This is a genomic window from Bacillus sp. P4_D3 (genome assembly GCF_056401855.1).
Map to the genome: position 1 here is coordinate 1 of NZ_JBFUIN010001051.1, position 897 is coordinate 897.

Here is an 897-nt window from a genome sequence, read left to right on the forward strand (position 1 = left end):
ATTATATCCATGAAACTGATTCTTCTTATTTGGAGAATATACATAGAGCAGGAGAATGGGCGAAAAAGAAATTAAAACAACTAGATTTAAATGACAAGGTACTGCTTGATATAGGATCGGGTTTTGGATTCTTTTTACGAAATATTTATGAAGAGCTGCCAGAAGATTGCTTATATATTGCTATTGATCGAGATTTGAATAAACTTCTATTTTTAAAAGATGTAATTGAAAGAAGAAACTCCACAAGAAACATTCTTTTTATTTGCGCTGATTTTTTAAGTATACCTATTCAGAACCATTCTGTTGATATTGTAATTGATCAGTCTGGTACAAGTAATTACAGTTTTGAGAATGAAATCTTTTTGCTGCATGAATTAAATTCCCTTTTAAAACCTGATTGTTATTTATTAAGTTCAGTTATTTTATTTAAAAATTTCAGCATAAATAGCCAAATTACAACTAGATTTCGAGATAATTTTACGTCTTCAAAAGTGAAGAGAGAAATCCAAAAGCTACAGTTTAATTCCATAGATGAAAGAACTTCAGAATATATAGAACGAGGAGGGAAATACGAGGATTTCTTTGTTCAAGGAGAAGAAATTTATACATATTCATTTTTCGGAAAAAGATGGGGTTAACCCCATCTTTTTTAATTTTTCTTTTAAAAGTTTTTAATACTAGCATATTGATATTGGGTTGACCCTAGAACTTACACTGTACGTAATACAAAGTTAAGCGGGAGGGAAAAGTTATGGAGAGTTTACGAATACAGTTACAAAATGAAAAAAGCAACCAAGAACTAAAAAATATTTGTCTCTATGTAATTGGGAAAACAATATCAATATTTGGTAGCTCTATTTATAGTTTCGCATTAGGATTATATGTTTTACAAATAAC

Annotated in this window: 1 protein-coding gene and 1 pseudogene; both read left to right on the forward strand. The window is 29.1% G+C overall.

Annotated elements, in window-relative coordinates:
• On the forward strand, nucleotides 1-638 hold a 638-nt coding region (locus AC1DTM_RS29080), incomplete at its 5' end, for a class I SAM-dependent methyltransferase (protein ID WP_477001555.1).
• Nucleotides 639-751: 113 nt separating this feature from the next.
• Nucleotides 752-897 (forward strand): annotated as a pseudogene (locus tag AC1DTM_RS29085) (MFS transporter); the annotation flags it as partial.